Source organism: Streptomyces niphimycinicus, from assembly GCF_018883605.1.
GTDB lineage: Bacteria > Actinomycetota > Actinomycetes > Streptomycetales > Streptomycetaceae > Streptomyces > Streptomyces niphimycinicus.
Genome location: NZ_JAHLEM010000515.1, coordinates 1 through 17,374, shown reverse-complemented (window position 1 = coordinate 17,374; position 17,374 = coordinate 1). Strand labels below are relative to the sequence as shown.

Below are 17,374 nucleotides of genomic sequence, written 5' to 3'. Positions count from 1 at the left end.
CCAGCCGCGCTGGGCCGCGGTGGCGCGGGCGACGGCGGCTGCCACGTCCTGCGGGGTGGCGGCGGGGACGGTGGCGATGACCTCCTCGGTGGCCGGATTGAGGACCTGGTGCTCGCGGGGGTGCTGGGGGGAGGGTTCGTTGCTCACTCGGTCGTTCCTCACATGCGCTCGAAGGACCGGAAGCGCTCCCAGTCCGTGACGGCGGTGTCGTAGGCGTCCTGCTCCACGCGCGCCATGTTGAGGTAGTGCTCGACCACCTCGTCGCCGAAGGCGGCCCGTGCTATGGGGCTGTTCCGCCACAGCTCGGCGGCGTCGCGCAGCGAGGTCGGGACATGCTCGGCGTCGCCGGTGTAGGCGTTGCCGGTACAGACCTCGGGCAGCTCCAGCTCCTGCTCGACGCCGTGCAGCCCGGCGGCCACCATTCCGGCCACGGCCAGATACGGGTTGACATCGCCGCCGGGGAGCCGGTTCTCCAGCCGGTGGGAGGGGCCGTGGCCGATGACGCGCAGCGCGCAGGTGCGGTTGTCCGGGCCCCAGGCGACGGCGGTGGGCGCGAAGGAGCCGGGGCGGAACCGCTTGTAGGAGTTGATGTTCGGGGCGTAGAGCAGGGTGAAGTCGCGCATCGCCGCGAGCTGTCCGGCGAGGAAGTGGCGCATGGTCTTCGACATGCCGTACGGGCCGTCGTCGTCGGCGAACACGGGGTGCCCGGCCTCGTCGCGCAGCGAGAGGTGAATATGGCAGGAGTTGCCCTCGCGCTCGTCGTACTTGGCCATGAAGGTGAGCGCCATGCCCTCCTGGGCCGCGATCTCCTTGGCGCCGGTCTTGTAGACGGCGTGCTGGTCGCAGGTGGTCAGGGCGTCGTCGTAGCGGAAGGCGATCTCGTGCTGGCCGAGGTTGCACTCCCCCTTGGCCGACTCGACGGTCATCCCGGCGGCGCCCATCTCGTTGCGGATGCGGCGCAGCAGGGGCTCGACCCGGCCGGTGCCGAGGACGGAGTAGTCGACGTTGTACTGGTTGGCGGGGGTCAGCCCGCGGTAGCCGGTGTTCCACGCCTGCTCATAGCTGTCCCGGAAGACCATGAACTCCAGCTCGGTGCCGGTGTACGCGGTCCAGCCGCGCTCGGCGAGCCGGTCGAGCTGACGGCGCAGGATCTGGCGCGGGGAGGCGACCACGGGGCTGCCGTCGTGCCAGGCGAGGTCGGCGGTGAGGAGGGCGGTGCCGGGGTTCCAGGGGGTGCGGCGCAGGGTGGCGGTGTCGCCGTGCATGGCGAAGTCGCCGTAGCCGCGCTCCCAGGAGGACATGGCGTAGCCGTCGACGGTGTTCATCTCGGTGTCGACGGCGAGGAGGTAGTTGCAGCCCTCCGTGCCGTGCGCCAGGACGTCGTCGAGGAAGAAGCGGGCGGCGAACCGCTTGCCCTGGAGCCTTCCCTGCATATCGGTGAAGGCCAGGACGACGGTGTCGATCTCCCCGGCGGCGACCAGTCGGGTCAGCTCGTCGACCGAGAGCGGGGGCGTGCGGTCTGCCACGGTGGGGCCTCCTGCGTCGGAGAAGCGTCGGAGAATTCAGCGGGACGGAGGGTGCGGAGCGGGGTCGGGGGGCGTGGGGTGGCCTTAAGGTAATACCGCAGACCATTGATTGGGAAGTAGGTGCGGACGGTTCGATGAGCGAGAGCGGGAGTGAGCACGGGAGCGCGGCGGACGACCGGCTGGCGCCGGTGCTGCGCCCGGTGCGGGCTGGGAACGGCTTCGAGGAGGCGCTGGAGCAGATACTCCAGGTGCTGCGGCTGGGGCTGGTCCCCGACGGCGGCCGGCTCCCGGCCGAGCGGGAGCTGGCCGACCGGCTGCGGATCAGCCGGGTGACCCTGCGCGAGGTGCTGAAGGTGCTCCAGGACCAGGGGCTGGTGGAGAGCCGCCGCGGCCGCTACGGCGGCACCTTCGTCCGGGCCAGGCCCGAGCCCGCCCAGGGCGGCGAGGACGAGCTGCGGCGCCGGGTGGCGGCGGTCGACGTGGAGGACACCCTTCGGTTCCGCGAGGTCCTGGAGGTGGGCGCGGCCGGGCTGTGCGCCGCGCACGGGCTCGGGGACGGGCAGGTGCGGCGGCTGCGGGCGGCCCTGGACGCCACGCGGGACGCCCCGCTGGCCGACTACCGCCGCCTGGACACGATGCTCCATCTCACGCTCACGGAGCTGGCGGGCTCACCGTCGCTGGCCGCCCAGTACGCGGCCGTCCGCGCGACCGTCAACGATCTGCTGGACTGCATCCCGCTGCTGGTGAAGAACCTCGAGCACTCCCAGGCCCAGCACGGGGCGCTGGTCGAGGCGGTGCTGGACGGGGACGCGGACGGGGCGCGCGAGGTGATGCGGGAGCACTGCGAGGGCACGGCGGCGCTGCTGCGCGGCTTCCTGGTCTGACCCGGCGCGTGGCGGATGAGCACCGGCGCTTGACCACGGTTTTGCGCAGAGGTCTTGCGCATCGCCGACCGGCAGACAAAGGTATGGCCCCACACCTTTGCCATCGCCCCCTCGTGTGGAGCAGGAGTCCCCCCATGGCCGACGGAACCGAGTCCGCCCGCACCGAATCCGCCCGTGCCTCCGTCGGCGGCGCCCCGCCGGGCGGCGCCCAGGCGCCGTCCCCCGAGGACGCGTATCTGGAGCGCCGCACCCTGCGGCGCGGCAGCGCGGGCCCGCTGCTGCTGACCGGCCTCGGCGTCGCCTATGTCGTCTCCGGCGACTTCTCGGGGTGGAACTTCGGCCTGTCGGAGGGCGGCTTCGGCGGCCTGGCCATCGCCGCCCTGCTGATGGGCCTGATGTACGCCTGCATGGTGTTCGCCCTGGCCGAGCTGGCCGCGATCCTCCCCACGGCGGGCGGCGGCTACGGCTTCGCGCGGCGCGCCCTCGGCCCCTGGGGCGGCTTTCTCACCGGTACGGCGATCCTCATCGAGTACGTCCTGGCCCCCGCCGCCATCTCCATCTTCATCGGCGACTACGTGGAGTCGCTCGGGCTCTTCGGCCTGGAATCGGGCTGGCCGGTCTATCTGGCCTGCTTCATCCTCTTCATCGGCATCCATCTGTGGGGCGTGGGCGAGGCCCTGCGGTTCAGCCTGGTCGTGACCGCCATCGCCGTGGCCGCGCTGCTGGTCTTCGCCATCGGCGCCCTCACCGACTTCGACGCGGGTTCGCTCAACGACATCCCGGTGGACCATTCGGCCGCCGGTGCCACGTCCTGGCTGCCGTTCGGGCTGCTCGGCATCTGGTCGGCGTTCCCCTTCGGCATGTGGTTCTTCCTGGGGGTGGAGGGGGTGCCGCTGGCGGCGGAGGAGACCCGGGATCCGGCCCGTACGCTGCCGAAGGCCATGGCCTGGTCCATGGGCATCCTGCTGGTCCTCGCCCTGCTCACCTTCCTCGCGGCCACGGGGGCGCGCGGTTCGGGCGCCGTGCAGGATGCGGGCAATCCGCTGGTCGAGGCGCTTCAGCCGGACGGCAAGGCCACCGTGCTCTCCCGCATCGTCAACTACGCGGGCCTCGCCGGGCTCGTCGCCTCCTTCTTCTCCCTGATCTTCGCCGGTTCGCGCCAGTTGTTCGCCCTCTCCCGGGCCGGCTATCTGCCCCGCTTCCTCTCCCTGACCAGCAGGCGCAAGGCCCCGTTCCTTGGTCTGCTGGTGCCGGGCGCCATCGGCTTCGCCCTCGCGGCCTGGACCGGCGACGGCGCCCGGATGCTCAACACCGCGGTCTTCGGCGCCACCATCTCGTACGCCCTGATGTCGCTCTCCCATATCGTCCTGCGCCGCCGCGAGCCGGGCCTGGACCGCCCTTACCGCACCCCGGGCGGCACGGTAACGTCGTCCATCGCCTTCGTCCTGGCCTGCTCCGCGCTGGTGGCCACCTTCCTGGTGGACAAGGACGCGGCCTTCATCGCGCTCGGCGTCTACGCGGTGGCGCTGGCCTACTTCGCCTTCTACAGCCGCCATCGCCTGGTCGCGGCCGCGCCGGAGGAGGAGTTCGCCGCGCTGGCGGAGGCCGAGGCGGAACTGTCCCGCGATTGAGCGCACATTGAGCGCACATTGAGCACACTTTGAGTGCACAGATCTTCGAAGATCGGAGTCCCCGGTGTCCAAGCCCCTGATCGGCGTCAGCACCTATCTGGAATCCTCGGCGAGCTGGGGTGTCTGGAACCTCCCTGCCGCGCTGCTGCCCGCGGGCTACCACCGGCTCGTCCAGCGCGCGGGCGGCCTGGCGGCGATGCTGCCGCCGGACGAGGACCCGGCCGCCGCCGCGCGGATCGTCTCCCGCCTCGACGGCCTCGTCATCTCCGGCGGCCCGGATGTGGAACCGGTGCGGTACGGGGCCGAGGTGGACCCGCGCACCGGGCCGCCCGCGCGGGAGCGGGACGCCTGGGAGCTGGCCCTGATCGACGCGGCCCTGGCGTCGGGCACTCCCCTGCTGGGCATCTGCCGCGGCCACCAGCTTCTGAACGTCTTCCTCGGCGGCACCCTCGTCCAGCACCTGGACGGCCACGCGGGGCGGCCCGGCGTCTTCGACCACCACGAGGTGAAGCCGGTCCCGGACACGCTCCTGGCCGAGATCCTCCCGGACCCGTTGTCCGTCCCCACCTTCCACCACCAGGCCGTGGCCCAGCTCGGCGAGGGTCTGGTCCCCTCGGCCCACTCCGCGGACGACGGAACGGTGGAGGCGGTGGAATTGCCCGACGTGGAGGGGTTCGTGCTGGGCGTCCAGTGGCATCCGGAGGCGGGCGACGATGTACGGATCATGCGCGCCCTGGTGGAGGCGGCGGGGGGCTGAGAGGCGACCGGCGCGGCGCCTGGTCCCGGCCGTCGGTGCGGCCGGGGCCGGGCGAGCGGGTCAGCCGAGCTTGACCAGCAGTTCGGTGAGTTCGCCCGGCATGGTGACCATGCAGTCGTGGCCGGTCTCCAACTGCCACACCTGTGCCGGGGAGCCGTTGGGCTGGATCGCGGGGACGGGCCGCCGGGTCATGCCCGGCGGCACATTGGCGACGCAGTGGATATGCGTCCGCGGGATCGCCTTCACGGCCGGGTTGTCCAGCCGGACCGGTTGCTGGAGGCAGCGCACCGACTGATCCGACATCATCGAGCGCAGCCACGCCACGTCCGCCGGATCGGTGACCCCGAACAGATCCGCGGACGGCTCGATCCCGGCCAGGGGCGGAATCCGCCAGCCGCTCTCGGACGCCAGGGCCTGGTCGATCATGCCCTGGGCGAAGGGCATGACATCGGCCGCGCTCTCGCCGTGCTCCGGGACCATCGCGTCGAGATAGACCAGATGCGAGATCCGGTCCGGGACCTGGTTGGCCGTGGACGAGATGACCAGCCCGGCATAGCTGTGCCCGACGAGCACCACATCGGTGAGGTCTTCCTCGGTGATCAGACCGACGATGTCGTCAACATGTGTATCGAGCCCCACCTCGGGCCCGAGCAGATGTGCCGTGTCGCCGTAGCCGGTCAGCGTTGGCGCGACCACCCGGTGTCCGGCCGCCGCCAGCAAGGGGACCACCCGCTCCCAGCACTCGCCCGTGTGCCAAGCCCCGTGCACCAGAAGATATGTCGACATATTTCCGCTCCATCCGCATCAAAAATAAACGGGACGCTGTCCCGGTTAAAAATATGGGACAGCGTCCCGCTTAGCAAGCGGGGACCGGTGCGGCGGTCAGGAGTTGATCTCGAACGGGTCGCCGTAGACCTTCCACTTCAGCGGAGGCGCCAGGTCGAAGTTCTTCTCGTTGAGGAACTTCCGCTGCTCGGTGTCGACGCGGCTGGTGTCGCTGTGCGCCTCCTCGCTCTTCATGGCCTCCTTACGGGCGTCGAGGAAGGCATTGAGGTACGTGGTCTCGTTGCCGCCCTGCGCCGGGGACTTGGCCTTGGACAGGGCGGTCTTACGGATGCCGCCGAAGCTGTACTTGCCGTCACCGGGGCCGTGCATCACGATCGCGTCGTAGTAGATGAACTGGCCGAGCGCGCCCACCCCGTCGCTCTTGCCCTGCTTGACGGCCGGGTTGAAGTAGACGCGGTCGCGCTCATGCTCCTGGGCGTCCTGGAACGCCTTGTCGGCGGCGGCCTTCTTCCAGTCCTTGGTGAAGTTCGGGTCCAGGCCGTCATGGGAGTCGGTGCCGTCGACGTCGCGCAGCGCGGGGAGGTACTTGGCCAGGACGTTGCCGGGCTTCTGCTGGGTGTAGTACTCGACGAGGTCCAGCATGTCGCCGGTGCCGGAGCAGAATCCGATGATGCCCGCGGTGTAGCCGCGGCCGTCGCCTATGTCCTCGATGTACTTGAACTGGGCGCGCCAGTCGAGCGAGGAGTTCTCGGCGCTGGAGACCAGTTTCATGGCGATTTCCTTCTTCGCCGGGTCGTCCAGGCTGCTCGCCGCGGTGGCCTTGTGCGCCGAGTGGCGGTACGTGTCCGCCGACGACGGCAGGTGGTCGGACGCCTGCCCGACTCCGACACCGGTGAAGACGAGCGCGGCCGGTACGGCGACGGCCACCGCCGCGAGACCGATCCTCCGGGGCATGGGGGACATGGGGACTCCGTTCCCTGTCGACTGTGGGGGAAGTGCGCGCGGCCGTCCCAGGGCACACCGGGGCAGCCCCGGGCCCTGGGACGATCCGTTAGGAACCTTTCCTAACCATTCAAGCGAGCGCGTCGTGTCCACCACAAGGGTTTCGACACCATTCGACAAAGAAGCCCTGTGCCGGTCCGCCTCCGGGCGGCGGCACCAACCCCCTTGCTACGACTGGGGTATGGGCATCGCGGGGTCCGCGCCACCAGCCGTCCCGGACGCTCCGGACCCACCGGTCGCCCCGGATGGGCCCGTGAGGCCGGCCGGCTCGGCCGCGCCCTCGGCCCCGGCCGGCGTCTTCGTCACCGGCCGTGCCGCGATCGCCCGCCACCACGGCTCCAGCGGCAGCCCAGGCCCCGGCTCGAACGGCTGGCCCGGACGCGGAACGGCCACGGTCGCCCCGGCCTCCTCCGCCGCCGACACCGTTCCCTCGGCGGGCTCCTCCCACGGATGCGGGGCGAGGTTGAAGGTGCCCCAGTGGATCGGCAGCATGATCCCCTTCGCCGGGTCCCCGCCCTGGAGATCGAGGTGGGCCCGCATGCCCTCCTCGGGGGTCATATGGATGTCCGGCCAGTAGTCGGAGTACGCGCCGATCTGCACCATGGTCGCGTCGAACGGCCCGTACGCCGCGCCGATCTCCGCGAAACCGGGGAAGTAGCCGGTGTCCCCGCTGTGGTAGACCCGGTGCTCGGGACCGGCCACCACCCAGGAGGCCCACAGGGTGTGCTGGGTGTTGCGCAGCCCGCGCCCGCAGAAGTGGCGGGCCGGAGTGGCGGTGAGGGTGAGCCCGGCGACCTCGGTGGACTCATGCCAGTCCAGCTCGGTCATCCGGTCGGCCGGGACGCCCCAGCGCTCCAGATGGGCCCCTACCCCGAGCGGGACGACGAACACGGCGTGGCCGCGCACCAGCGCCCGGATCGTGGGCATGTCCAGATGGTCGTAGTGGTCATGGGAGATGACCACCGCGTCCACCGGCGCCAGCTCCCGCAGCGGCACCGGCACCGGATGCAGCCGCTTGGGCCCCACCATCGAGAAGGGCGAACAGCGCTGCCCCCATACCGGGTCGAACAGCACCCGCCGCCCGTCGATCTCCGCGAGCACACTGGAGTGCCCCATCCAGGTCAGCCGCAGCCCGGAGGCGGGCGGGGCGGCCAGATCGGCGACGGTGGTGGGGTGCACCGGCACGGCCCCGGCCGGGGCCCGGCGGATGCGCTCCTCCTTGCGGAAGTAGGTGGACGCGAACTTCAGCATCGAGCCGGACGGGCCGATGCGGGCGCCCACCGGGTTGACGAACACACCGTTCGCGAAGTTCGGCGACCGTCGGATGCGCTCCATCCGCTCCCCAGCGGGATCCGCCCCGAAGGCGGCGGGGCGCAGGGCGGCGGCGAACCGGGAACGTGTCGGATGGGAGCCGGTCACGAATCCTCCAGGGTGAGAGGGCGGGGGCACTCCAACGCGCGGTGCCGTTGGGCTGCAATCACACAACTCTTACGAGGGGTGACCTTGTTCCGGAACGGTGCGCTCGGCCGAGGTGAACGACAACACCACATGGTCCTCCAGCGGGCGGTAGCCGAGACGCTGGTAGAGGGCGTTGCTGGTGGGATTGCCGAGATCGGTGAAGAGCAGGATCTCCCGCACCCCGGCAGCCCGCGCGGCCCGGCTCACGGCGGCCGTGGCGGCGCCCGCGTAGCCGCGTCCGCGCAGCTCAGGCGGGGTGTAGACGAGGACGACCCGGGCCATGCCCGCGACCGTACGGCTGATCCCGGCGCAGGCCACCGGCCGGCCGTCGAGCTCCCACAGGGTGATCCCGTCGTAGCTGAGCTTGTCGTCCACCACGGCGGCGACATCGCCTCTCAGCACGTCGGTCTCGCGCGCGAAACCCTCGCACCAGGTGAGCAGCAGATCGCGGTCGGCGGCGGTGGCGGTCCGGGGGCGCCCCGGCGGGGCGGGATCGGGCGGGGTGAGGGTGGAGAGCCGGTAGAGCCGGTGGTTCTGCTCGACGTCGCTGACCGCGCCGGTGAGGTCCGTCCAGGCGGTGGCGAAGGTCTCGGCGGTCTCGCGCCCGGCGTTGACTCCGGTGATCTTCTGCTCGCCGTCCCCCGCGAGGGTGCGGGCGAGCGCCCGGGCCGCCTCGCCGGGCAGCGGGGAGAGCAGCGGAGGGTAGGGCGGGGTGCACAGAAAGGCCCCCTCCACCGAGCCCTCCCCGGCCCACCATCCATAGACCGGCGGCTGCTCGCCGTATCTGCCGCTGCCCCCGGCCACCAGGGAGGAGACCACTGTGAGCAAAGTGGTGTGCCGGGCCGGGCGGGCGCCCAGAAAGTCGCCCGCCGCGGCCCGGAACTCATCGAGGTCGTACGTCACCGTCCACGCCATGTGCTCCAGGCTGGCGCGGAGCGGCGGAGCGGCGCACCTCAATTTCCTCGCTTCCGGCCGGATGACCGCTCGGCGGATGACCGCTCGGCGGCCCGGCCAATGGCCGGTCAGCGGCCGGTCAGTGGCCGGTCAGCAGCTCAGGTTGGAGCCGGGGGTGGTGCCGAGTATCTGGACGAACCGCTGGTAGGCGTCGATCCGGCTCTGCACCTGGCCGGGGTTGCCGCCGTTGCACTCCAGGCTGCCGTTGATGGCGCGGATGGTCTCGCCGAAGCCCCGCTGGTTGACCATGGCGTCGTGCGGGGTCATCGAGCCGGCCCCGGTCTGGGTGTTCCAGAACCACAGGGCGGTCTTCCAGGACACCGCGGCGTCCCGCTCCACCAGCCAGGGGTTGCCGAGCAGATCGATGCCGAGTGCGTCGCCCGCGGCCTTGTAGTTGAAGTTCCAGCTTAGCTGGATCGGTCCACGGCCGTAGTAGGCAGCCTGGCCCGCGGGGCAGCCGTAGGGCTGGTTCCAGTCGCAGTAGTGCGGGTAGTTGGAGGTGTTCTGCTCCACGATGTGGACCAGGCCGCCGGTCTCGTGGTTGACGTTGGCCAGGAAGGCGGCGGCCTCCTGCTTCTTGACGGTGTCGCTGCCGGTGTTGGCGAAGCCGGGGTAGGCGCTCAGGGCGGCGGTCAGGCCCTGGTAGGTGTAGAACGAGTTCCGGTTCGGGAACATCTGGTTGAACTGCGCCTCGCTCACCACGAAGCCGCTCGGGTTCTGGCCCTCGCCGCCGCAGTTGAAGGGCTCCCAGTACCAGGTGCTGATCACCGGGTCATAGCCCGGGTTGTCGTGCTCCGCGCGGTAGTACTTGCCGTCGGTGTACCGGACGATGTCGCCGGTGACGTACGCCCTGCCCGCGACCCAGTTCGGGTAGTCGCAGGCCGCCTGGGCGGTCGTTCCCGCCGCCGAGGCGGTCGAGGCCATGGGCATGACAAGCACACTCGCACACACCGCCGCGGTCGCCGCGAGCGGCGCCAGAACACGTCGTCTCCACATGGGGCCGATCTCCTTCGCGTGGGGGGCCCTGCAATGCTGAGACACACTCAAGCGGCTTGGTCTATACCAGTCAAGGTATAGACCAAACCTTGTGGCGGAATGAGCAATCGGTCGGTCGCCGGAGCAAGTCCGGGAGCCGCACAAGGACCTGACGTGCGATCAGGTCCGTGGTCGGTCGGTCACACGGTTTCCCCCTCGATCCCCCTGGTCACCCCGAGCGTCGCGGAACCGGACGTCACAGAAACAGGAAGTCCGCTTCCCCGGACTTCGCCCCCTGGATGAAGCGTTTCATCTCCCCCGGGGTGTAAATCAGTGCCGGTCCGTCCGGATCGGTCGACTGGCGCAGCGCCACCCGCCCGTCCTTCAGCCTCATCGCCTCGACGCAGCTTCCCCCGTTGCCGCCACTCCAAGGCTTGTGCCAGCCCTCGCTGCCGAGGTCCCTTGCCGGCATGCCGCTGTAGACGCGGCTCCCGCATATGCGATCCATCGTTCAGATCTCCTTGCGAATGCGACTCAGAATGGCCTGAGTCGTCTGTGCAGGCGCGGCCTGCGCGCACATCCGGTCCAGGGCCTCCAGGAATGCCGATACATCATCGCGCTGGTCGAAGTAGGAGCCGCTGACCAGCGACTCCGTATACGCGATATCCGGCAGCTCCGGGATCGGGAACCGGAAGATATGGAAGGGGCCGTACATCGCCGGGTGCGGGCCGGCGTCGAACGGCATGATCTGCAACCGGATATGAGGGGCCTCCGCCTCCTCGATCAGCCGCGCGATCTGGGCCCGCATGGTCTCGGAACCGCCGATGGGGCGGCGCACCACCGTTTCGTCCATGACCACCCACAGCATCGGCGGGTTGTCCCGGGTGAGCAGCGCCTGACGTTCCAAACGGAGGGCGACATTGCGCTCGATCTCCGACTCGGGCGCATGCGGCATGCCCGCGCGGAGCACCGCGCGGGCGTAGTCCTCGGTCTGGAGCAGCCCGGGAATGTAATGCGGCTCGTAGGCCCGGATCAGATTGGCCTCGACCTCCAGGCTGACGAAGGTGTTGAACCACTCCGGCAGGACGTCGCGGAACCGGTGCCACCAGCCGGCCTTGTTGGCCTCGCGCGCGAGGGAGAGGAACCCCTCGACCTCCTCGGGGTCGGCGACGCCGTACGTACGCAGCAGCTTCTCGACGTACGGGAGCTTCAGGCCGACCTCGGCCTTCTCCATCCGGCGGATCGTGGCATGCGTGACGTCCAGGGCGCGCCCGGCCTGCTCGAACGACAGCCCGGCCTTCTCCCGAAGGTCCTGGAGCCGTTTGCCGAGCACGACTCGCAGGACGGTCGGGGCTCCGCCCGCCCGCGCATCCGCCACTACCGTTCCCCTCCAAGTACCTTCACGACACAGCAGTCTGGCATGGGCTCAGCATTCCGAACAGCCTGCGCTTGCGATTCTGTAATTTACAGATTGAACCTTGCCATACGCGAGCGTGACAGAGCATAGTGTCGGCGTGGCTCCTTCCTATGAGGCTCTCCGGTTAGGGCGTGGCGGCACCGTGGTCGCTCCGCCCCGCCACGACGTGTTTCGTCTGCCGGCGCTGAGCACGTCCGTCGCCGAGGCGAGAAGGCATGTCGTCCGGCGGCTGCGCTCATGGGGCATCGACCAGGACACCCGGGACAGCGCGGAGTTGATCGTCTCCGAGCTGTTCACCAACGCGGTGCGCCACACCTCCAGCGAGGAGGTTCGCTGCTCACTCCAGCTCATAGGGACCCGGCTGCGGCTCGAGGTGGCCGACCAGGGATGCGCCCGTACGGTGCCGGAGGCCAGGTCGGTGACCGCGGACCAGGAGGGCGGCCGCGGGCTGATGCTGGTGGAGGCGCTCTCGGAGGCGTGGGGGGTCAGGCCGAACCAGGGGGGAGCGGGCCGCGCCGTCTGGGCCTATCTGGCGACGTAGCGGCCCCGCGAGGGCACGACCCGTACCAACGGGCGACCCGTACCAACGGGCACGGACGAATACGACCCACCCACGACGTACGCACGATCCAGGCACGGCCTACGTACGAGCGGTGCCGAGGGAATAGGGGCAGCGAGAGCGAACGAGGCGGTCAGCCTCGGGGCGCCAACGGGGGTCTGCCCCTATTCCTCCGGGACCGCTTCGGGTCACGGAACGTTCAGGGCCGCAGCGGCAGCAGATCCGGCCGCTTGGGCTCCACATGGTCACCCGACGACTCACCGCGCAGTCGTCGGCCGATCCAGGGCACCAGATACTCGCGCGCCCAGTGGATGTTGTCCCGGCGCACCTCGGCGGCGGTGCGCTGCCCCTCCGGGGGCCAGGGCTGATCGGGGTCGGCGGGTACGTCGAGCCCGAGCACCTGACCGGCCCTCAGCGCGACCCGGGTGTGCCCGTCCGGCGACAGATGCAGCCGGTCGGCATCCCAGGCCCGGCGGTCCTGCACCGAGCGCAGCGACCACAGGTCGAGCACCGGGCAGTCGTAGCGGTCGGCGATCGCCCGCACATGCGCCGTATACGTGGCGATCTTGCCCCGCAGATGACGCAGCACCGGCACCCCTCTGGTGTCGAAGCCCGTGCACAGCAGCACCGTGCCCACCCGCGCCTTGAGGTCGGCGACCGCCGCCTCGTAGCGCTCGGCGACATCGTCGGGGTCGCTGCCGGGGCGCAGGATGTCATTGCCCCCCGCACAGAAGGTGACCAGATCCGGGCCGAGCTCGATGGCGCGCGCCACCTGCTCCGCGACAATCTGGTCAAGGAGTCGACCGCGTACGGCCAAGTTGGCGTAGCGGAAATCGTCGTGAGGTCGTTGGTCGGACAGCAGGACCGCGAGCCGGTCGGCCCAGCCGACGAACACTCCATCAGGACCGAGGTCGCCGACGCCCTCGGTGAAGCTGTCGCCGACGGCTGCGTACGACCCGATGGATCCGTTGCTGAATCTCTCCTTATCGTCTGCCACGTCGGGACATCATTCACCCGACGGCGTGACTTACGCCACCGTAACCAGGGCTTGACGTGGGGTGATCTATCCCACCTGGTCAGTTTCGGCGAAGGTGGAATACGGCGGCGTCGAGGTCGCCGCCCAGCCCGGTGCGCAGCCCCCGGTGCGCGAGCAGCGCTCCCCGGTGCACCTCCCCGGTCTCCAGATCCCGGTAGCCGGCCGCCGGGTCGAGCCCGCGCAGCCGCAGCGGAAGCTGTGCGTCGCCGTAGTGCTGCGCCTGGATCCAGGCCAGCACCACGGTCTCCTCGCCCCGTACGTACTGCACCGCGCTGAGCCCGTCGCCCTCCGGCGGCCGCAGCCGGTACAGCTCACCGTGCTGGACGACCGGGCGCACCCGCTTGTAGAGCGCCACCCAGTCGCGGGCCTCGGCGAGTTCCGCCTCGCTCCAGCGGGTCAGATCGCCGCCGACGCCCAGCACTCCGGCCATCGCGCTGATGAAGCGGAAGCGCAGCGAGCTGACGCGTGCGTTGCCCATGGCGTTGGGGCTGTCGGTGACCCAGGCGGCCATCACCCGGGCCGGGTGGAGCTGGCTGAAGCCGTGCTGGATGGCCAGCCGGTCCAGCGGGTCGGTGTTGTCCGAGGTCCACACCTGGTCGGTGCGGCCCAGGACGCCCAGGTCGATCCGGCCGCCACCGCCCGAGCAGGACTCGAAGGCGACCTGGGGGTGTGCCGCGCGCAGCCGCTCCAGCAGCTCGTACAGCCCGCGTACATGGTCGATCCACAGCCGCCGCGGATAGGCGTCACCGGGCCAGCCGGCGTCCGAGAAGGAGCGGTTGAAGTCCCATTTCACATAGTCGATGGGGGCACCGCCGAGCAGGGTGTCCAGCCGCTCCCACAGATATTCGCGCACCTCGGGGCGGGCGAGGTTGAGCACGAGCTGGTTGCGGAATTCGGCGCGGGCCCGGCCGGGGTGGTGCTGCACCCAGTCGGGGTGGGCGCGGTAGAGGTCGCTGTCGGGGTTGACCATTTCCGGCTCGACCCAGATGCCGAACTGCATCCCCAGCGCGTGCACCTCGTCGGCCAGCGGCTTCAGCCCGTGCGGAAAGCGGTCCGGGTTGGCGCTCCAGTCGCCGAGCCCGGCCCGGTCGCTGGTGCGCGCCCCGAACCACCCGTCGTCGACGACGAACAGCTCGACGCCCATGGTGGCGGCCAACCGCGCGAGCGAGCGCTGCTGCTCCTCGCCCACCGCGAACTCGGTGGCTTCCCAGGAGTTGTAGAGCACCGGCCGGGACCGGTCGGCGCCGGGGACCACCCGGGCGAGCTGCCAGGCGTGCCAGGCGCGGCTGGCGGCCCCGAAGCCGCCGTCGGTCCACAGCCCCGCGAAGACGGGGGTGGTGAAGGACTCGCCGGGCGCGAGGAGGAGCTGGCCCGCGTCGTCGTGGCCGACCCCGCCGACCGCCTGGACGGCGCCGTCGGCCAGCCGCTGGACGGCGATCCGCCAGGCCCCGGACCAGGCGAGCGCGCAACTGTGCACCTCGCCGCTCTCCTCGGTGGCCTCGCCGCCGTCCAGCGCGATCCAGGGCAGATGGTGGTGGCTGGTGTGGCCGCGGCGGCTGCCGATCACCTTCTCACCGGGGGTGAGTTCGGTGCGGGCGAGCCTGCTCTCGGCGGCCCAGCGGCCGTGCAGATGGGACAGCCGCCAGCGGTCGCGCGCCGGGAGCGACCAGGCGGCGGAGTCGGCGCGCAGCAGCTCCACGGGCTCCTGGCCGGCGTTGCCGGTGTGGGTGAGGGTGGTCCAGCGCTCGATGACATCGCCGTCGTCCAGCATCCGGTAGTGGAGGGTGATGTCGAGGTGGTGCAGCGGGTCGTGGAAGCGCAGCCGCAGCTCCTGGCCGGTGCCGGGGTCCAGGACGGTGCCGCTGCTGAAGCGCCACTCGGTGCCGCGTACGCCCCCGGCGTGCACGGACAGGGCGGGGCGGGCGAACCGCGGGCCGCCCTCCACGGGGTACTCCTCGCGCCCGTCCAGCGGTGATTCGAACGGCCGCTGCGGCGGCCCGGGCTCGGCGGCGAGGGCCTCGGCGTCCTGGACCGCGATCCTCGGCCCCCAGTGGAGATGGAGCAGTTCATCGCGGTCGGTGACGTACAGGGCATAGCCGCTGTGCCGCCCCGAGAGCACCCAGAGCCGACCGCTTCCACCGGTTTCGATCATCGCGCTCCCCCAATTCTCCACAGGTGTCAACATGATCGGGGAGGGCGGGCCGGTGCGGCAATGCCCACGCACCGGCAGCAGACCGATTGCCCGTTGCACCCATGTCGTATGGTCGGCTTCAGCCCGCCTCGTCGACGAGCCGCGTCGGCGGCCGATGGTGAAGGAGAGCCCGTGACGCAGCAGTCGCAGTCGCCGCAGGTCCCCGAGGCCGAAACTCGGCTTGTGGGGGTACGCAACTTCCGTGATCTCGGCGGACTGCCGGCTGCCGACGGCCGCCGTGTGCGGCCCGGCGTACTGTTCCGCAGCGGCCATCTCGCCCATGCCACCGAGGCGGACACGGCCTTCCTCGACACGCTCGGCCTGCACACCGTCTTCGACTTCCGCAACGCCGCCGACATCAAGCTGGAGGGCCCGGACGTCACGCTCAGCGGGGTCCGTAACGTCAATCTGCCGCTCTCCGACCCGGCCGACGGCGCCGGGTTCTGGACGATGGTGCGCGAGGGCGACCTGGACACCCTGCGCAGGCTGCTCGCCGAGGGCCGGGCCGAGAACCGCATGATCGGCTCCTATCGCTCCATCATCACCACCCGGATCGTCGAGCACGGCCGGATCCTCGGCGAAATGGCGGAGGACAGCTCGCCGGTGCTGATGCACTGTTCGGCCGGCAAGGACCGGGCGGGGCTGTCCATCGCGGTGACCCTGCTGGCCCTCGGCGTCGAACGGGAGGCCATCGAGGCCGACTACCTCGCGTCGGCCGCCGCCCACCGGCGCTACAAGATCTGGCGCAAGGGCGATCCGGGGGACGGCACCGACCCGATGTCCCCCGAGGTCATGGCGCTGCTGCTGCCGCTCTTCGACGCACGCGCCGAATATCTGGCGGCGGCCTTCGCGACCATCGAGGAGACCTGGGGCGGCACCGACCGCTATCTCGCCGAGGGGCTCGGCCTCACCCCCGAGCGGCGCGAGCGGCTCCGCGAGCGGCTGCTCACCGGCTGACATCACCGCGCCCCGGGGCCGACAGCGCCAAGCCGCGCCCGCCCCGGGGCTCACGGCTCACGGCTCACGGCTCACGGCTCACGGCTCACGGCTCACGGCTCACGGCTCACGGCTCACGGCTCACGGCTCACGGCTCACGGCTCACGGCTCACGGCTCACGGCTCACGGCTCACGGCTCACGGCTCACGGCTCACCACATGGTGTCGGCCCCGGCCTCCGGCTCGGTGACCCAGCCCGCCGTCAGCACCAGACCGGTGGCGCGGTGCACGGCCAGGAAGGCGAACGGCCGGTCGTACCGCACGCTGATCAGCTTCGCCTTCTGCCGCGGCGGCGCCGAACCGGGCGCCATGGAGAACGCGGTCACCGCCGCCGCCCAGAACCCCTCGGCGCTGAACGAGGCGGTCATGGACTGCTCCCCGGAGGACAGCGCCAGCGCGGCCGGGCTGATCCCCGGGAAGTGGCCGCGCGCGGTGTCCTGGGCGGTACGCAGCCCGAACAGCTCGGCCCGGCGCAGCAGATCGTGCCGGGCCGCCACGGTGAACTGCGGGGTGGTGAGCGTCACCCGGGGTGTGGGGTCCCAGCTCTCGACCTCCATGACCTCGACTCCGGGCCCGGCCGCGCCCGGCGGCAGCGCCGAGCCGGGCCGGCCCGCGTACCGCCCGGCCACCGCCCCGATCCCGGCCTCCAGCACCTCGCCGCCCGGTGCGTCCTCGGCGCCGAGGACCAGATGCACATCCAGCCCGTTGCCGCCCGCGATCCCGGAGAGGGTGAGCGGACCGGCCGGGGTGTCGGGGACGACCCGCAGCACCCCGTCGAGGTCGTCCGTGAACCGGGTCAGCCCGGCCAGCGACCGGCCCTGCCACGGTCCGCTCCCGGGCCTCAGCCAACCCGGCTGGAACGGCTGGAGCCAGGCCGTCCGCACCGTGAGCGCCCCGGCCAGCACCAACTGGACGGCGGGGCTGAGCGGCACCGGCAGCTCGGCGATCGCGCCCCGGGTGCACCGCGACGCCCAGGCGTCCAGCTCCTTGCGGTCGTGCTCGGTGTCCCCGGTGAGAACGCCCCGTACGCCCGGCGGCAGCGCGGCCTCCCACTCGGACCGGATCGGCAGGTCCCGGCGGGTCCACAGCCCGGTGGCGGCGTCGACACCGGCCATGCCGTCCAGCGCCCGGAGCAGCTCGCCGCCGAGCGCCGTGGCCCGGTCGGCGCCGACGCCCAGCGCGTCCTCCAGCTCCTGGCGGGCC

Annotated in this window: 17 protein-coding genes; 5 read left to right on the top strand and 12 right to left on the bottom strand. The window is 71.1% G+C overall.

Annotation, left to right across the window (positions count from 1 at the left end):
* On the bottom strand, window positions 1-147 hold a 147-nt coding region (locus KN815_RS34470; protein WP_216345783.1), incomplete at its 3' end, for an aldehyde dehydrogenase family protein.
* An 11-nt stretch (window positions 148-158) separates the two neighbouring features.
* Window positions 159-1,526 carry a glutamine synthetase family protein gene (locus KN815_RS34465; RefSeq protein WP_216345782.1) on the bottom strand — a complete coding sequence of 456 codons (1,368 nt, stop codon included), beginning with the start codon at window positions 1,524-1,526 and terminating at the stop codon, window positions 159-161.
* 134 nt (window positions 1,527-1,660) lie between these two features.
* On the opposite strand from KN815_RS34465, the gene KN815_RS34460 reads away from it, so the two are divergent.
* From KN815_RS34460 to KN815_RS34450, 3 genes are all read left to right on the top strand, one after another.
* Window positions 1,661-2,410 (top strand): FadR/GntR family transcriptional regulator, encoded by a 750-nt coding sequence (locus KN815_RS34460; protein ID WP_216345781.1) that lies wholly within the window; start codon window positions 1,661-1,663, stop codon window positions 2,408-2,410.
* Window positions 2,411-2,544: 134 nt separating this feature from the next.
* Window positions 2,545-4,041, top strand: coding sequence for an ethanolamine permease (gene eat, locus KN815_RS34455; protein WP_216345780.1), 1,497 nt, complete (start codon window positions 2,545-2,547; stop codon window positions 4,039-4,041).
* Between the two features lie 64 nt (window positions 4,042-4,105).
* Complete coding sequence (locus KN815_RS34450) at window positions 4,106-4,798, top strand: gamma-glutamyl-gamma-aminobutyrate hydrolase family protein (RefSeq protein WP_216345779.1); 693 nt, start codon at window positions 4,106-4,108, stop codon at window positions 4,796-4,798.
* Window positions 4,799-4,858: 60 nt separating this feature from the next.
* On the opposite strand, the gene KN815_RS34445 is transcribed toward KN815_RS34450, so the two are convergent.
* From KN815_RS34445 to KN815_RS34415, 7 genes are all read right to left on the bottom strand, one after another.
* Entirely contained in the window at window positions 4,859-5,584 is a 726-nt protein-coding gene (locus tag KN815_RS34445) for an alpha/beta fold hydrolase (RefSeq protein WP_216345778.1), read from the bottom strand.
* Window positions 5,585-5,680: 96 nt separating this feature from the next.
* The gene (locus KN815_RS34440) at window positions 5,681-6,547 is read right to left on the bottom strand and encodes a chitosanase (RefSeq protein WP_216345777.1); all 867 of its coding nucleotides are present in this window, start codon (window positions 6,545-6,547) and stop codon (window positions 5,681-5,683) included.
* A 207-nt stretch (window positions 6,548-6,754) separates the two neighbouring features.
* Complete coding sequence (locus tag KN815_RS34435) at window positions 6,755-8,005, bottom strand: MBL fold metallo-hydrolase (RefSeq protein WP_216345776.1); 1,251 nt, start codon at window positions 8,003-8,005, stop codon at window positions 6,755-6,757.
* A 69-nt stretch (window positions 8,006-8,074) separates the two neighbouring features.
* Window positions 8,075-8,959, bottom strand: coding sequence for a GNAT family N-acetyltransferase (locus KN815_RS34430; protein ID WP_216345775.1), 885 nt, complete (start codon window positions 8,957-8,959; stop codon window positions 8,075-8,077).
* A 129-nt stretch (window positions 8,960-9,088) separates the two neighbouring features.
* Entirely contained in the window at window positions 9,089-9,994 is a 906-nt protein-coding gene (locus tag KN815_RS34425) for a glycoside hydrolase family 19 protein (protein WP_216345774.1), read from the bottom strand.
* 235 nt (window positions 9,995-10,229) lie between these two features.
* Complete coding sequence (locus KN815_RS34420; RefSeq protein WP_216345773.1) at window positions 10,230-10,481, bottom strand: DUF397 domain-containing protein; 252 nt, start codon at window positions 10,479-10,481, stop codon at window positions 10,230-10,232.
* 3 nt (window positions 10,482-10,484) lie between these two features.
* A complete protein-coding gene (locus tag KN815_RS34415) occupies window positions 10,485-11,351 on the bottom strand; it encodes a Sco1979 family transcriptional regulator (RefSeq protein ID WP_216345772.1) in 867 nt (288 codons plus the stop codon).
* 205 nt (window positions 11,352-11,556) lie between these two features.
* On the opposite strand from KN815_RS34415, the gene KN815_RS34410 reads away from it, so the two are divergent.
* Window positions 11,557-11,931: an ATP-binding protein gene (locus KN815_RS34410; RefSeq protein WP_253209415.1), complete on the top strand. Its 375-nt coding sequence runs from the start codon at window positions 11,557-11,559 to the stop codon at window positions 11,929-11,931.
* A 217-nt stretch (window positions 11,932-12,148) separates the two neighbouring features.
* On the opposite strand, the gene KN815_RS34405 is transcribed toward KN815_RS34410, so the two are convergent.
* Both KN815_RS34405 and KN815_RS34400 read right to left on the bottom strand, forming a co-directional pair.
* Entirely contained in the window at window positions 12,149-12,946 is a 798-nt protein-coding gene (locus KN815_RS34405) for an SGNH/GDSL hydrolase family protein (protein WP_216345771.1), read from the bottom strand.
* 79 nt (window positions 12,947-13,025) lie between these two features.
* Window positions 13,026-15,137, bottom strand: a complete 2,112-nt coding sequence (locus KN815_RS34400) for an alpha-galactosidase (protein WP_216345770.1) — start codon at window positions 15,135-15,137, stop codon at window positions 13,026-13,028.
* Between the two features lie 171 nt (window positions 15,138-15,308).
* Between KN815_RS34400 and KN815_RS34395 the strand changes: the two genes are divergently transcribed.
* Window positions 15,309-16,133, top strand: a complete 825-nt coding sequence (locus KN815_RS34395; protein WP_216345769.1) for a tyrosine-protein phosphatase — start codon at window positions 15,309-15,311, stop codon at window positions 16,131-16,133.
* A gap of 190 nt (window positions 16,134-16,323) precedes the next feature.
* On the opposite strand, the gene KN815_RS34390 is transcribed toward KN815_RS34395, so the two are convergent.
* The coding region (locus tag KN815_RS34390; protein WP_216345768.1) for a serpin family protein at window positions 16,324-17,374 on the bottom strand (1,051 nt) is incomplete at its 5' end.

What these genes read in the sequence shown, in the direction of transcription:
- KN815_RS34460 (WP_216345781.1), top strand. Translation starts at nt 1,661, where the DNA reads ATGAGCGAGAGCGGGAGTGAGCACGGGAGCGCGGCGGACGACCGGCTG.
- eat (WP_216345780.1), top strand. Translation starts at nt 2,545, where the DNA reads ATGGCCGACGGAACCGAGTCCGCCCGCACCGAATCCGCCCGTGCCTCC.
- KN815_RS34445 (WP_216345778.1), bottom strand. Translation starts at nt 5,584, where the DNA reads ATGTCGACATATCTTCTGGTGCACGGGGCTTGGCACACGGGCGAGTGC.
- KN815_RS34440 (WP_216345777.1), bottom strand. Translation starts at nt 6,547, where the DNA reads ATGTCCCCCATGCCCCGGAGGATCGGTCTCGCGGCGGTGGCCGTCGCC.
- KN815_RS34430 (WP_216345775.1), bottom strand. Translation starts at nt 8,959, where the DNA reads ATGGCGTGGACGGTGACGTACGACCTCGATGAGTTCCGGGCCGCGGCG.
- KN815_RS34425 (WP_216345774.1), bottom strand. Translation starts at nt 9,994, where the DNA reads ATGTGGAGACGACGTGTTCTGGCGCCGCTCGCGGCGACCGCGGCGGTG.
- KN815_RS34420 (WP_216345773.1), bottom strand. Translation starts at nt 10,481, where the DNA reads ATGGATCGCATATGCGGGAGCCGCGTCTACAGCGGCATGCCGGCAAGG.
- KN815_RS34400 (WP_216345770.1), bottom strand. Translation starts at nt 15,137, where the DNA reads ATGATCGAAACCGGTGGAAGCGGTCGGCTCTGGGTGCTCTCGGGGCGG.